A 12,697-nucleotide genomic window follows, 5' to 3' on the forward strand; every position below is an offset into this window, starting at 1 on the left:
CGCCTCAGGCCGCCGGTGCCAGTTCCCTGCGCTCGCGTGGCTCGAACCGTACCCGCGGATGGCCGTGGTGCCAGCCGACCGAGAGGCGCAGGCCGCCGACCCGGGCGAGGACCAGGCCGATCGTGGCGGCGGCCAGGGCGGCGATCGCGCCGCCTGCGGCGAGGCCCGCGCGGACGCCGTAGGCGTCGGTGATCCAGCCGGCGATCGGGGCGCCGACGGGGGAGCCGCCGAGGAAGACCATCATGTAGAGGGCCATGACGCGGCCGCGCATGGCCGGGTCGGTGCCCATCTGGATGCTGGTGTTGGCGGTGACGTTGACCGTCATGCCGAACATGCCGATCGGGATCATCAGGAGGGCGAAGAGCCACAGGGAGGGCGCGCCGGCGGCGGCGATCTCCACCGCGCCGAAGGCCACGGCCGCCGCGATCAGCACCCGCATCCGGGAGGTGCCGCGCCGCGCGGCGAGCAGGGCGCCGACCAGTGAGCCGACCGCCATCAGTGTGTTGAAGAGGCTGTAGGAGCCGGCTCCGGCGTGGAAGACGTCGTCGGCGAAGGCGGAGAGGTAGACGGGGAAGTTGAAGCCGAAGGTGCCGACGAACCCGACCAGGGTGATCGTCCAGATCAGGTCGGGGCGCCCGGCGACATAGCGCAGGCCCTCCCGGAGCTGGCCCTTGCCGCGCGGTGCCCGCTCGACGACGTGCAGCTCGCGCGCCCGCATCAGCAGCAGACCCGCCATGGGCGCGACGAAGGACAGGCCGTTGAAGAGGAAGGCCCAGCCGGTTCCGACGCCGGTGATCATCACGCCGGCGACGGCGGGGCCGACGAGCCGGGCGGACTGGAAGTTCGCGGAGTTGAGGCTGACGGCGTTCTGGAGCTGATCGGGGCCGACCATCTCGGAGACGAAGGACTGGCGGGCCGGGTTGTCGACGACGGTCGCGAGACCGACGGCGAAGGCGGCGAGGTAGACGTGCCAGACCTGGACGTGTCCGGAGAGGGTGAGCAGGGCGAGCGCGATGCCGGTGAGCGCCATCGCCGTCTGGGTGAAGAGCAGCGTCGGGCGCTTGGGCAGGCGGTCGACGAGGACGCCGCCGTAGAGGCCGAAGAGCAGCATCGGCAGGAACTGCAGGGCCGTCGTGACGCCGACGGCCGTGGCGGAGCCGGTGAGGCTGAGGACCAGCCAGTCCTGGGCGATCCGCTGCATCCAGGTGCCGATGTTGGAGACGACCTGCCCGGCGAAGAACAGGCGGTAGTTCCTGACGTTGAGCGAGCTGAACATCGAGGACCGGGCGGGAGGGGTGGGCGGGGTGTCGGGGGTGGCCGGTGCGGGTGCGGAGTCTGCTCCGGGTCCCGTACTCAAAGGGGTTCGCCTCCTCTTGGCACTGCTTACAGGTGTGCGAGCTTCTCCAGCACGGGGGCGGCGGCGCGCAGTTTCGCCCACTCGTCCTCGTCGAGGCCGTCGACCAGGGTGGCCAGGAAGGCGTTCCGCTTGCGGCGGCTCTCCTCCAGCATGGCTTCGGCCTGTTCGGTCTTGGTGACGACCTTCTGGCGCCGGTCCTCGGGGTGCGGCTCCAGCCGGACCAGGCCCTTGGCCTCCAGCAGCGCCACGATGCGGGTCATCGACGGCGGCTGGACGTGTTCCTTGCGGGCCAGCTCACCGGGGGTGGCGCTGCCGCACAGGGACAGGGTGCCGAGCACCGACATCTCGGTGGGGCTCAGCGACTCGTCGACCCGCTGGTGCTTGAGGCGACGGGACAACCGCATGACGGCGGATCGCAGGGAGTTCACGGCGGCAACGTCGTCGCCATGGGTAAGGTCCGGCATGTTCTTTAACATAACTCATTACCCTCGCTAAAGACCACCGGGACGCGCCGGGAGTCCCGTGAGTCCTGCCACTGGCCCCGGGACCCGAGGGCCCCAGGGGCAACCCCGGGAAAAGGCAGAATCACTCATACGGGTGATACGACCGCGGAACGTCTCCCACCACCCCGAACCGTGCCGCGACCCTCGTAGGCATGGGGACCACTGTGCTCAGCCTGCGGATGGACGGGGAGCTGCTCGAACGGCTCCGCCACCACGCTGCCAAAAGGGGAATGAGCGTCCAGGACTATGTCGTCCAGACGCTCATCCGTGATGACTTCGACGAGCGGTTCCAGGCCGCCGTCGAGGAGACGGAGAAGTTCTACGGGCTCACCTGAGCCCGTAGAACCGTCCGATCAGACCAGGCCGAGGGCCGGCATCAGGTAGTAGAAGGCGAAGACGGCGGAGACCACGTACATCGGGACCGGGACCTCCCGGCCCCGGCCGGCCGCCAGGCGCAGCAGCACGAAGGTGATGAAGCCCATGCCGATGCCGTTGGTGATCGAGTAGGTGAACGGCATCATCACCATCGTGATGAACGCCGGCATCGCGATCGTGTAGTCGGCCCAGTCGATGTCCTTGACCGAGCCCGCCAGGATCAGGAAGCCCACCGCCAGCAGAGCGGGGGTGGCGGCCTGGGACGGCACCATGGTGGCGATCGGCGTGAGGAACAGCGCGACGGTGAACAGACCGCCGGTGACGAGGTTCGCGAAGCCGGTCCTGGCGCCCTCGCCGACACCGGCCGTGGACTCCACGAACGCGGTGGTGGCGGAGGAGGAGCTGGCGCCACCGGCGGCGACGGCGAGACCGTCGACGAAGAGGACCTTGTTGATGCCGGGCATCTCGCCCTGGGCATTGGTCAGCTTCGCCTCGTCGGAGACGCCCATGATCGTGCCCATCGCGTCGAAGAAGCACGACAGCAGGACCGTGAAGACGAAGAGGATGCCGGTCAGTACGCCGACCTTGCCGAAGCCGCCGAAGAGGCTGACCTCGCCGATCAGCCCGAAGTCGGGCGTGGCGACCGGGTTGCCGGGCCACTCGGGGGTGGTCAGACCCCAGGACGGGACGGTCGTGACGGCGTTGATGATCAGCGCGAGGGCGGTCATGGCGACGATCGAGATGAGGATCGCGCCCGGCACCTTGCGGACGATCAGGGCCAGCGTGAGCAGGGTGCCCAGGATGAAGACGAGCACCGGCCAGCCGTGCAGATGGCCGTCGCTGCCGAGCTGGAGCGGGACGGTGGTGTGGGCGGCGTCCGGGATCCGGGTGACGAAACCGGAGTCGACCAGGCCGATCAGCATGATGAACAGGCCGATACCGATCGAGATGGCCTTGCGCAGCCCGAACGGCACGGCGTTCATGACCCGCTCGCGCAGGCCGGTGGCGACCAGCAGCATGACGACGAGGCCCGCGAGGACGACCATGCCCATCGCGTCCGGCCAGGACATCCGGGGCGCGAGCTGGAGCGCGACGACGGAGTTCACGCCGAGACCGGCGGCGAGGGCGATCGGCACATTGCCGATGACGCCCATCAGCAGCGTGGTGAAGGCCGCGGTCACACAGGTGGCGGTGACCAGCTGGCCGTTGTCCAGCTGATGGCCGTACATGTCCTTGGCGCTGCCGAGGATGATCGGGTTCAGCACGATGATGTACGCCATCGCGAAGAAGGTGGCGAAACCGCCACGGATCTCCCTCGGCAGCGTGCTGCCCCGCTCGGAGATCTTGAAGTAGCGGTCGACCATTAGAGGTTCCTACGATCAGAAGTAGACAAAAGCAAAACGGTTTCAGTATGAACGTATAAAACCCTGAAACGCTATCTCCGCGCGTAGACCCGCGCGCCGCGCGGCGTCCGCGACCGGCCTCGTAAGCTGTCCCCATGGCGAAGTGGACCCCCAAGCACGAGGCGCCGGAGCCCCTGGAGGGGCCCGTGGTCGCCACCATCACCGGCGGCACGATCCTCTGGTTCGTCCTCTTCCTCGTCCAGCTCCCCTTCTACGGCTGGTTCGACGACCACGGACACACCTGGTGGGTGTGGACCTGCCTCGCGGGCGCCGGGCTCGGACTGATCGGCATCTGGTACGTCCGCAAGCGCGACGCGGCCATCAAGCGGGCCGCCGCGCTCGGCTAGGGCCTTTCGGTACGACGGGCCGGACACCGGCGTACTACCGCCGTAGCACCCGGCTCCTCCCGAGGTCGGATCTTCCGGTCCGCCAAGGGGTGAACCCCCAAATCCGCACGTACCGTCGATGGCATGACCCATATCGACGCCCCCGCCGGCCTGGCGACGGCGACCGGTCTCACCGCCGCCGAGGTCGCGGATCGCGTCGTGCGCGGTCAGGTCAACGACGTACCCGTGCGCAGCAGCCGCTCCGTCGGCGAGATCGTCCGGGCGAACGTCTTCACCCGGTTCAACGCGATCATCGGCGTCCTGTGGCTGATCATGCTGGTCGTCGCGCCCATCCAGGACGGCCTGTTCGGCTTCGTGATCCTCGCCAACACCGGGATCGGCATCATCCAGGAGTGGCGGGCCAAGCAGACCCTGGACTCCCTCGCCGTCATCGGGGAGGCCCGCCCCGCCGTCCGGCGCGACGGCGTCGTCACGGAGGTCGGCACCTCCGAGATCGTCCTCGACGACCTCATCGAGATCGGCCCCGGCGACAAGATCGTGGTCGACGGGGTGTGCGTCGAGGCCGACGGCCTGGAGATCGACGAGTCACTGCTCACCGGCGAGGCCGACCCCGTCGTCAAACGGCCGGGGGACGAGGTGATGTCGGGCAGCTTCGTCGTCGCCGGCGGCGGCGCCTTCCGGGCCACCAAGGTCGGCCGCGAGGCCTACGCCGCCCAGCTCGCCGAGGAGGCGTCCCGCTTCACCCTCGTCCACTCCGAGCTGCGCTCCGGCATCTCCACCATCCTCAAGTACGTGACGTGGATGATGGTCCCGGCCGCGATCGGCCTGATCGTCACCCAGCTCATCGTCAAGGACAACGACCTCAAGGACTCCGTCGCCCGCACCGTCGGCGGCATCGTCCCCATGGTCCCCGAGGGCCTGGTCCTGCTCACCTCCGTCGCCTTCGCCATCGGCGTCGTCCGGCTCGGCCGCAAACAGTGCCTCGTCCAGGAACTCCCCGCCATCGAGGGCCTCGCCCGCGTCGACACCGTCTGCCTGGACAAGACCGGCACCCTCACCGAGGGCGGCATGGACGTCACCGAGGTACGCGCCCTGGGCGACAGCGACGAGACCTACGTACGCCAGGTGCTCGGCGCGCTCGGCGAATCCGACCCGCGCCCCAACGCCTCCCTCCGGGCGATCATCGACGCCTACCCGGACACCGACGACTGGCGCTGCACCGAATCCCTCCCCTTCTCCTCCGCCCGCAAGTACAGCGGCGCCCGCTTCAGCGAGGGCAACGGCGAGTCCAGCACCTGGCTGCTCGGCGCCCCCGACGTCCTGCTGGACCCGGCCGACCCCGCCCTCGGCGAGACCGGGCGGCTCAACGAGCAGGGGCTGCGGGTGCTGCTGCTGGCCCGTGCCGCCCGCGACCTCGACGACCCCGAGGTGGCCCGGGGCGCCCGGCCCACCGCCCTCGTCGTCCTCGAACAGCGGCTGCGGCCCGACGCCGCCGACACCCTGCGCTACTTCGCCGACCAGCACGTCCAGGCCAAGGTCATCTCCGGGGACAACGCGGTGTCCGTGGGGGCCGTGGCCGCCAAGCTGGGGCTGGACGGCCGTACGGTCGACGCGCGCCGGCTGCCCGGCGAGCCGGCCGAGATGGCGCGCGCGCTCGACGAGGGGACCGTGTTCGGACGGGTCACCCCGCAGCAGAAACGGGACATGGTCGGCGCGCTCCAGTCCCGCGGGCACACCGTCGCGATGACCGGCGACGGCGTGAACGACGTCCTGGCGCTGAAGGACGCGGACATCGGCGTCGCCATGGGGTCGGGGTCCGAGGCGACCCGGGCGGTCGCGCAGATCGTGCTGCTGAACAACAGCTTCGCCACCCTGCCCTCGGTGGTCGCCGAGGGCAGGCGGGTCATCGGCAACATCACCCGGGTGGCCACGCTGTTCCTGGTGAAGACGGTGTACTCGGTGCTGCTGGCGCTGCTGGTGGTGTGCTGGCAGGTGGAGTACCCCTTCCTGCCCCGCCATCTGACCCTGCTCTCCACCCTCACCATCGGCGTCCCGGCCTTCTTCCTCGCCCTCGCCCCCAACAAGGAGCGGGCCCGGCCGCACTTCGTGCGCCGGGTGATGCGGTACTCCGTCCCCGGCGGGGTACTGGCCGGGATCGCGACCTTCGTGACGTATCTGATCGCCCGTCACTACTACACGGGGGAAGGCTCACTGGAGGCGGAGACCAGCGTCGCGACGCTCACGCTCTTCCTGATCTCCATGTGGGTCCTGGCGATCATCGCCCGCCCCTACACCTGGTGGCGGGTGCTGCTGGTGGCCTCGATGGGCGGCGCGTTCCTGCTGGTGCTGGCGGTGCCGTGGCTCCAGGAGTTCTTCGCGCTGAAGCTGGTCGGGATGACGATGCCGTGGATCGCGGTGGGCATCTCGGCGGTGGCGGCGGTCGCCCTGGAGATCACCTGGACCTTCGTCGACCGCCGTTTTCCCGCCTGAGGCCGGAGAAGAGGCCCGGGACCGGGAAGCAAAGCGGCCGGCCCCGGGAATTCCCGGGGCCGGCCGCTTTGCGCGCAGGATCTACTTGACGTCGACGAAGTCACCCGCGGTGGTGACCGCCGGGGTGGTCGAGGTGCCCGCGAAGCTGTAGCGGAAGTAGCCGTCGGCGGACGCCTTGACCGTGGTCTTCAGCGTGCCGGTCGAGCTGGTCTTGATGGTCTTGACCGTGGTGTAGGTGGAGCTGCCCTTCTTCTTGAACTGCAGCTTCACCGACTGGGCCGCGTACCCGGCGTACTTGTTGGTGTCCCAGTTGGCGCGGGTCAGCTTGCCGGTGACGGTGAGGGTCTTGCCCTTCTTCACCGGCTCCGGGGTGGCGTCGACCGTCAGCTTGGAGGCGCGCTGGACCTTGACGGTGCCCAGGTTGCCCTGCCACTTGAAGTCGTCCTCGGAAGAGGCATTCGTGGTGGTGGCGAGGGCGCCGATCTTCCAGGTGCCGGCCAGGCTGTTGGTCAGGTCGCCGAAGTCGGTGGTGGGAGCGGGCCGGAACTGGATCTTGGCCGTGCAGTGAAGCACCGTGGACGAGACCGTCGTGCACGAGCCGGCGTCGTCGCCGCCCCAGAGCTCGTCGGCGTCCGGGCCGAACGTGGTGCCGCGGTAGAGAAGCGGACCGCTGACGAGGGAACCGGCACTGACGCTCGCCGGCTTCGTGACGGTGTAGGTCGCGGTGACCGTGACCTTCGTGGTGGGGCCGACGACGATGTTCTTGCCCGCGTTGACCTTCACGTTGGAGAAGGTGACGTTCGGCGCCGCCGTCGGCGCGGCCTGCGCGGCCGGCACGGCGAGGGCGGAGAGGGCGAAGGCGCCGGAGACGGCGACCACGATGGCGCGCTTGCGCAAGGAAACTCCCAGGTGGGACGGGCGTGCGGGATGACAGAGGCGCCCGCCCCCGGACGTCGTCCGGAGGCGGGCTGCGCTCAGGAGGGGCGGTCGGCTACTTGACGTCGACGAAGTCACCCGCGGTGGTGACCGCCGGGGTGGTCGAGGTGCCCGCGAAGCTGTAGCGGAAGTAGCCGTCGGCGGACGCCTTGACCGTGGTCTTCAGCGTGCCGGTCGAGCTGGTCTTGATGGTCTTGACCGTGGTGTAGGTGGAGCTGCCCTTCTTGCGGAACTGGAGCTTCACCGGCTGGACGGTGTACCCGTGGTACTTGCCGTCGTCCCAGTTGGCGCGGGACAGCTTGCCCGTGACCGTGATGGTCTTGCCCTTCTTCACGGGCTCCGGCGCGGCGTTGACCGTCAGCTTGGAGTAGCGCTGGAGCTTGGTGGTGGCCAGGGCGTCGCCCTCGTAGTAGCCGACCTTGTTCCAGTCGATGTCGCCCAGGTCCGCGTCGATCTGGTCGTTCCAGTCGATGACCCAGCCGATGGCCTTCCAGCTGGTGGCGTCGGCGTTCCACAGCTCTTCGCCCGGCAGGATGTCGACCGTGCCCTTGCAGGTGGCGACCGTGTCCGAGGTGTCGGAGCAGACGGGGAGCTTGTCGCCCCACAGGATGTTGGACGGGTTGTCGTACGCGCCGCGGTAGATCAGGAGGTCGACCTCGGTGTCGGCCGCGTTGACGTCGACGTCGGCCGCGTGGGTGACCTTGAAGGTGACCGGCACGGTGACCTTGTTCGTGGTGCCCGCGACGATCGGCTTACCGTTGTTGATCTTCACGCCGGAGATGGCCGCGTCCAGCGCGTACGGCGTGCCCGTGTCGTACGTGGTGTTGCCGGTGAGGGCGGACCGGCCGGCGGTGGCCTGCTGAAGGGCCTTGAGCGTGGCGGCCGGGTCGTGCGAGGCGTCGCCGGAGGCCTGTGCGGCCGGCACGGCGAGGGCGGAGAGGGCGAGGGCGCCGGAGACGGCGGCCACAGTGGCACGAATGCGCATGGCTGTCCCAAGGGTGGAAGGGGCTGCCTGGGCGGATGGCTCCGGTCAGCCCACGTGGGCGAGCCTGTCGGCTCGCATGATCAGATCCCTGAGATCGGGAAAAGGTTGCACGGCCCCGCGCGGGGGCCGTGCGCGCGCCTTACTTGACGTCGATGAAGTCGCTCGCCGACGTGACCGCGGCCGTGGTCGAGTTGCCCGCGAAGGTGTAGCGGAAGTAGCCGTCCGCCGACGCCTTGACCGTGGTCTTCAGTGCACCGGTCGAGCTGGTCTTGATCGTCTTCAGGGTGCTCCAGGTCGTGGAGCCCTTCTTCTTGAACTGGAGCTTCACCGACTGGCTCGCGTAGCCGCCGTACTTGAGCGACTCCCAGTTGGCGCGGGTCAGCGAGCCCGTGACCGTGATGGTCTTGCCCTTCTTCACCGGCTCGGGGGCGGCGTTCGTCGTCAGCTTCGAGCCGCGCTGGAACGAGAAGGAACCGGCCTTCTCCTTCCACACGTAGTCGTCGTCCTTGGCGTCGATCCACGCGTCGACGTACCAGGTGCCCGCGTTCTTGTTGCTGTAGAAGTCCGTGCGCGGGTCCACCTTCACCGAGGCCGTGCAGGTCGAGGTGGTGGCGTTGACGACCTTGCAGACCGGCTTGCCGGTCATCTCGAAGCCGTAGTCGGGGCCCTCGATGGTGAACTCCTCGGCACCCGCGATGCCCGAGTCGTCCGTGGCGGTGACGCTGATCGAGATGGTCTTCGCCGCGTTGGTGGACATGGCCACCTTGTTGTCGCCGTCGACGACGACCTTGGTGATCTTCGTGTCGCCGGAACCGGCGTCGAACGGGGTGATCTCGGTGGCCTGCGCCGCGGGAACGGACAGGCCGGCGAGGGCCAGGGCGCCGAGGGACACGGCGGCGGTGGCACGGAAACGCATAGGTCTTCCCCCATGTAGGCGGGCCCGCGGAGCGTCCGTCCCGGCGGGGCCCGAGTGTTCGGCGAGTCGGTTGTGACCGAGGACTCGCCGAATGAGACTCGCACCCCTGTCCGATGGTTGCACGTTCGACAAAGAAAATGCGGAGGACTTGTGTCCGGCCCCCGAGGCCGTCGAGCGAGGGCCGTCGGGGGCCGCGCCGTCAGTCGAACCAGCGGTCCCTGGCCAGCTCCTGGGTCCGGGACGGATCCTCCAGCAGGGCCGCCACCTCGAAGCGCCGCGGCCACTGGCCGGCCGCCCAGGCGAGGCCCGCGGCCACGCCCTCCAGGGTCGCGGCGTGCAGCACACCGTCGTCCGTCAGCCGCCAGTCGATCTCCACCCCGTCGACCACCAGCTCCTCGTGCTCGACATAGGTGCCCGGGGTGCGCGGCCCGAGCAGCACCCGGACCGCGTCCGGCACGTCGTGCTCGGTGCCCTCGGAGTCCACCGCGCCGGTGACGGACTCGCTCAGCCGCCGCACCTGGAACAGCTCGGCCAGCTCGACGGCCCGGGACGGCCGGACCGGCAGCAGCGGGACACCCCCGGTGAACGGCAGCAGGTCGGGCGAGTCGACGACGACCGCGTCGGCCGCGTCCACGACCTCCACCCGCCCGTCGACGACGGCCCGCAGCTCGTCCGGCAGGGTCACCTGCTCCGGATCCAGGTCGGCCAGCGCGCTGTACAGACCGTGCAGCTGGGCGGAGGAGACGGGACGCTCGGGGTCGGCGAGGCGGTCCAGCAGCTCGGCCGCGCCGCCGGGCTCGTCGAGGAGCGCGGCCACGGAGGTGCGCACGCCGAGTGCCCGCAGCACCTGCTCGTCGTCGAAGCCGGTCGCGTCGGCCTCGTCGTACAGGCCGTGCAGCAGCGGGTCGCCGCCGGCCGCGAGCAGTCCGGCGGGGCGCCGGCCGTCGAGGACCGGGTGACCGCGCAGCCACCAGGCCGTGTAGGGCCGTACGACCTCGTGGGTGCCGTCCGGCAGCAGAACCCGGACGGGCTGGGTGAGGGCGTCGCGCAGGGGCGGCTGGGCGAGCAGGGCGAGGGCCTGCGGCCAGCGGTCGTCGTCGACGAGGTCGAGATCGCGGACGGCGACGAGCTCGGTGGCGACCGGCGGCACCGGGGAGTCGGGGAAACGGTCGAGGATGTCCTCGGACCAGACGTCCACGGCGTCCAGCAGACCCGCGTCGTCGGGTTCGGCGAAGTCGCCCTCGCGCGGCTCCAGTTCGTCCGGGTCCAGGACGACGTCCGTGGCGCGCACCAGCGCGAAGTTGGCGAGGACACCGACGGCGGCGAGCGGCTGCTCGCCCCACTTGTCGGCCAGATCGGCGTCCACGAAGGCGAGTTCGTCCTCGCGGATGACGGAGGCGAACGGGCTTGACGGCAGGACGAGTTCACCGGCGGGGACCAGCTCTCCGTCCTCGTCGGGCAGGGCGAGCGCGCCCAGCCAGGGCTCGTCGCCGGGCTCCAGGCCGGCGTCGCGGACCAGGGCGAGGACGGTGTCCGCCAGCTCCTCCGCGTCCGGGGTGCCCAGGTCGTCGTCCCAGGCGCCGCCGTCGTCGTCCAGGGACGCGGCGACCGCCGCCCGCACCTGCGGGGTGGTCAGCACCGCCCGGGGCGTGGCGGGCAGCGCGCCCAGCTTCTCCAGCAGGGGATGCGCGGCGTCCGGGTGGGCGACCTTGAGGCCGAGCCGGGCCAGCAGGTCCGGGTCGGCGCTCGCCGTGTCCGTGGTGGGCAGCAGGACCTGGCGGGGGCCGATGGTGGTCCGGCCGTCGGCGAGCGGCACCGGCAGCCCGGAGAGCCGGTCCGGGTCGACGCCGGCCAGGCTCTCGTAGAGCCGGTGCCACCAGTCCGCGGGCTTCTCCAGGCCCGCCAGGCGGTCGATCGCGTCGGCGAGCGGGATCCGGGCGACCTCGAGGGTGCGCAGCTCCACACGCCGTTCGAGGCCGGCGGGCAGCAGGGTGGGGAGCACCTCGGCCAGCACCCGTACGGTGTCGGCGCCGGCGCCCTCGACGACCTCGGCGTCCCGCGGGCGCAGGGCCTCGGGCAGGTCGACCCCGTCGATCCCGTCGCCCTCGTGGCCCTCGTCCGCGGCGGGCGGCACGGCGGGCGGCAGGAACGCGGTGCGGGGCAGCCGGTCGAGGACGGCCCGGCGCAGGGCGCCGTCCAGCTCGCCCTTGCCCAGCGGGCCGGGCACCAGGTCGATGGCACCGGCGGTCACCGGGCGCCAGTCGGCGAGGAGAGCGGCGTACGCGTCCGCCGCGCGCTCCACCAGGTGGTCGGTGAGCGGGCCGGGGGCGGCGTGCCGGCGGGTGGTGTCGAGCGGGAAGGACGCGATGAGCAGGGCGGGCACCCCGAGCGGCTCGTCGCTGGGGGTGGGGGCGTGCACCACCGGGCTGGTACGGGGGCGCGCCGGGGCGCCGTCCGGGGTGACCGGTACGGCCCAGGTGACCGACCAGTGCGGGCGCAGCCGCTCCTCGACCGGGCGGTCGGCGAGCAGCTCGGGGGCGAGCGGGCCGTGCGCGGCGGTCGTACGCCAGTGGGTGGTGCCGTGCTCCGTGTCCGCCACGACGGTCAGGGGACCGTCGGCGGAACGGCTGAGGGTGCGCGGGGCACCGCCGTCGATCTCGATCACGACCTCCGCCAGGCCCGGGAGGGCGAGGAGCAGGGCGTCGTCCACGGCGGCCAGGAGCCGCTCGGCGAGATCGGCGGCGGCCGTGTCGCGCAGCGGGAGGATGACGGCCGTGTCGTACGGGTCGGGCGCGGTGCCCTCGGCGGCGAAGGGGAGCCGCAGGAGGGGCACGTGGCCGTCGCGGCGGCGGATCTCGTCCCCGAGGCCGGGGCTGTGCCGGGCGGTGTCCCGGGCCAGCTCACGGGCTTCCGCGAGGGCCCAGCGGACGCCGCCGTGCCGGCCGACGACGGCGGGCTCGTCGGTGACGGCCAGGACGGCCGCGAAGCCGACGCCGAACCTGCCCACGGCCGTGTCCCGGGCGTCGCGCTTGGCGGAGGCGCGCAGGGTGGACAGGGACTCGACACCGGTGGCGTCCAGCGGGGCGCCGGTGTTCGCGGCGACGAGGACGCCGTCACGGAGGGTGAGACGGAGCCGGCCGGGGACGCCGGCGCGGGCCGCGGCGTCCGCGGCGTTCTGCGCGAGTTCCACGACGAGGCGGTCACGGTAGCCGCCGAGGACGAGATCCTCCTCGGCGTTGGCGTCCTCCCGGAACCGGGCGGGACTCGTCGCCCAGGCGTCCAGGACTCCGCGGCGTAGGCGGGCCGTACCGAAAGGATCCGCGCCCTCGGCAGCCGGCCGCACGAACTTGCTCACGTTCACTCTCCTCATCGGCGTGAGGACGAA

At 71.0% G+C, this 12,697-nt stretch carries 10 protein-coding genes; 3 read left to right on the top strand and 7 right to left on the bottom strand.

The genetic code is table 11. The annotated features are described in order from the left end of the window. Positions 1–4: 4 nt before the first annotated feature. On the bottom strand, positions 5–1,357 hold the full coding sequence (locus IE275_RS23675; protein WP_189713382.1) for an MFS transporter: 1,353 nt from the start codon (positions 1,355–1,357) through the stop codon (positions 5–7). A gap of 26 nt (positions 1,358–1,383) precedes the next feature. Then, complete coding sequence (locus tag IE275_RS23680) at positions 1,384–1,821, bottom strand: MarR family winged helix-turn-helix transcriptional regulator (protein ID WP_189713383.1); 438 nt, start codon at positions 1,819–1,821, stop codon at positions 1,384–1,386. A 191-nt stretch (positions 1,822–2,012) separates the two neighbouring features. On the opposite strand from IE275_RS23680, the gene IE275_RS23685 reads away from it, so the two are divergent. Beyond that, positions 2,013–2,195, top strand: coding sequence for a ribbon-helix-helix protein, CopG family (locus IE275_RS23685; protein WP_189713384.1), 183 nt, complete (start codon positions 2,013–2,015; stop codon positions 2,193–2,195). Positions 2,196–2,213: 18 nt separating this feature from the next. On the opposite strand, the gene IE275_RS23690 is transcribed toward IE275_RS23685, so the two are convergent. Beyond that, a complete protein-coding gene (locus tag IE275_RS23690) occupies positions 2,214–3,599 on the bottom strand; it encodes an NCS2 family permease (protein WP_189713385.1) in 1,386 nt (461 codons plus the stop codon). A 134-nt stretch (positions 3,600–3,733) separates the two neighbouring features. On the opposite strand from IE275_RS23690, the gene IE275_RS23695 reads away from it, so the two are divergent. Both IE275_RS23695 and IE275_RS23700 read left to right on the top strand, forming a co-directional pair. Continuing rightward, a complete protein-coding gene (locus IE275_RS23695; RefSeq protein ID WP_189713386.1) occupies positions 3,734–3,985 on the top strand; it encodes a DUF2530 domain-containing protein in 252 nt (83 codons plus the stop codon). Between the two features lie 123 nt (positions 3,986–4,108). Beyond that, on the top strand, positions 4,109–6,475 hold the full coding sequence (locus IE275_RS23700) for a cation-translocating P-type ATPase (RefSeq protein ID WP_189713387.1): 2,367 nt from the start codon (positions 4,109–4,111) through the stop codon (positions 6,473–6,475). Between the two features lie 81 nt (positions 6,476–6,556). On the opposite strand, the gene IE275_RS23705 is transcribed toward IE275_RS23700, so the two are convergent. The 4 genes from IE275_RS23705 to IE275_RS23720 all read right to left on the bottom strand — a co-directional run bounded on the left by IE275_RS23705 (position 6,557) and on the right by IE275_RS23720 (position 12,667). Continuing rightward, on the bottom strand, positions 6,557–7,372 hold the full coding sequence (locus IE275_RS23705) for a hypothetical protein (RefSeq protein ID WP_189713388.1): 816 nt from the start codon (positions 7,370–7,372) through the stop codon (positions 6,557–6,559). A 94-nt stretch (positions 7,373–7,466) separates the two neighbouring features. Further along, positions 7,467–8,396, bottom strand: a complete 930-nt coding sequence (locus IE275_RS23710; protein WP_189713389.1) for a hypothetical protein — start codon at positions 8,394–8,396, stop codon at positions 7,467–7,469. Between the two features lie 139 nt (positions 8,397–8,535). Then, complete coding sequence (locus IE275_RS23715; protein ID WP_189713390.1) at positions 8,536–9,312, bottom strand: calcium-binding protein; 777 nt, start codon at positions 9,310–9,312, stop codon at positions 8,536–8,538. 199 nt (positions 9,313–9,511) lie between these two features. Then, positions 9,512–12,667 carry a sacsin N-terminal ATP-binding-like domain-containing protein gene (locus IE275_RS23720; RefSeq protein WP_189713391.1) on the bottom strand — a complete coding sequence of 1,052 codons (3,156 nt, stop codon included), beginning with the start codon at positions 12,665–12,667 and terminating at the stop codon, positions 9,512–9,514. Positions 12,668–12,697 lie beyond the last annotated feature (30 nt).

The organism is Streptomyces phaeofaciens (genome assembly GCF_014648915.1).
GTDB classification, from domain to species: Bacteria; Actinomycetota; Actinomycetes; order Streptomycetales; family Streptomycetaceae; genus Streptomyces; species Streptomyces phaeofaciens.